Origin of the sequence: Polaribacter sp. (genome assembly GCF_965656025.1) — a bacterium.
Classification (GTDB): domain Bacteria; phylum Bacteroidota; class Bacteroidia; order Flavobacteriales; family Flavobacteriaceae; genus Polaribacter.
Map to the genome: position 1 here is coordinate 18,095 of NZ_CBFHJT010000046.1, position 1,877 is coordinate 19,971.

Below are 1,877 nucleotides of genomic sequence, written 5' to 3' on the forward strand. Positions count from 1 at the left end.
CTTTTCATGAAATAATACTTTAAATTGATGTCTTTTAGAAATTTTCTGCATTACATCCATAATTAAAGAGTTATGGTCTACTGCTAAATTCGCTTCTTCAAAAATAGGTGCAATTTCAAACTGATTGGGTGCTACTTCATTATGTCTAGTTTTTACAGGTATTCCTAATAACATACATTCTTCTTCTAGATCTTGCATAAAACTCATGGCTCTTGCGGGTATGGTTCCAAAATAATGATCATCTAGTTGTTGTCCTTTTGCTGGAGAATGTCCTAAAAGTGTACTTCCTGTTAATTGAATATCTGGTCTTGAGTTTGCTAAAGCATCATCAATTAAAAAAAACTCTTGCTCCCAACCCAAAGTTGCAGAAACTTTATTTGCATTTTTATCAAAATATTTACAAACCGCGGTTGCATGCACATCTATGGCCTGTAAGGCTCTTAGTAAAGGTGTTTTATTATCTAAAGCCTCACCTGTGTACGCTACAAAAATAGTAGGAATACACAACGTTGTTTCGTATATAAATGCTGGTGATGTTGGATCCCAAGCAGTGTAACCTCTTGCTTCAAATGTATTTCTAATTCCTCCATTTGGGAAACTAGAGGCGTCTGGTTCTTGTTGCACCAACTGTTCTCCATCAAATTTCTCCATAGCTAAACTACCATTAATAGATTCAAAAAAAGCATCATGCTTTTCTGCTGTAGCGCCTGTTAAAGGCTGAAACCAATGTGTATAATGCGTAGCTCCTTTAGAAATTGCCCAATCTTTCATACTAACCGCAACCTGGTCTGCTATTTTTCTATCTATTTTGGTTCCATGCTCTATGGCATTCATAACACTCTCGTAAGCTGCTCTTGTAAGATACTGTTGCATAGCATGTTTATTAAAGACGTTGTTACCAAATAAAGTAGACCTTTTTTGACTTTGAACTACCTTTACAGGTGTTCTATGTAAAGTTTCAGCTAATGCGTTAAATCTAATTCTTGACATATTATGAATATTTAAAGTAGAAATTTTGTTTTTATTAATTATACCCCTCAAATTTTAGGGATAAAATTATTTTTAAGCAAAAATAAACATTTAACCCCTGTTTTTTTTGATATGTAGCTAAAATATTTCATTTTTGTGGTGTAACATACACTCAATTATTTTATTATGGCAAAAATTAAATTAGAATATCTTTGGTTAGATGGATACTTTCCTACTCAGAACCTAAGAAGTAAAACTAAAGTTGAAGAACACGAGAACTTTCAAGGAACAATTGAAGAATTAGACAATTGGTCTTTTGATGGATCATCTACAAGACAAGCTGAAGGTGGATCTTCTGACTGTTTATTAAAACCTATAGCTATTTATCCAGATCCAGATAGAAGAGATGGTTACTTAGTAATGACAGAAGTATTAAATGCTGATGGCACTCCACACGTTTCAAACGGAAGAGCAACTATTGATGACGAAGATGATGATTTCTGGTTTGGTTTTGAGCAAGAGTATTTTATTATGGATACAAAAACTCAGCTGCCTTTAGGTTTCCCTGTTGGTGGTTACCCTGCTCCTCAAGGTATGTATTACTGTTCTGTTGGTGGAAGAAATACGCATGGTAGAGCTTTAGTTGAAGAGCATGCTGATTTATGTATTGATGCTGGTTTAAATTTTGAAGGTATTAACCAAGAAGTTGCTTCAGGTCAATGGGAATTTCAATTATTTGCTAAAGGAGCAAAAAAAGCTGGTGATGAAATTTGGGTAGCTAGATACTTATTACAAAGATTAACTGAAAAATATGGATACTACATTGAGTATCACCCAAAACCATTAGGTAAAGAAATGGATTGGAATGGTTCTGGTATGCACGCAAACTTCTCTAACACAACTTTAAG

At 34.0% G+C, this 1,877-nt stretch carries 2 protein-coding genes; one reads left to right on the plus strand and one right to left on the minus strand.

What is annotated here, in order from left to right; all coding sequences use genetic code 11:
- On the minus strand, positions 1–990 hold a 990-nt coding region (locus tag ACTG3S_RS09660; RefSeq protein WP_439129154.1), incomplete at its 3' end, for a glutamine synthetase III.
- A gap of 165 nt (positions 991–1,155) precedes the next feature.
- Between ACTG3S_RS09660 and ACTG3S_RS09665 the strand changes: the two genes are divergently transcribed.
- A partial coding sequence (locus tag ACTG3S_RS09665; RefSeq protein WP_439129155.1) for a glutamine synthetase beta-grasp domain-containing protein occupies positions 1,156–1,877 on the plus strand: 722 nt, incomplete at its 3' end.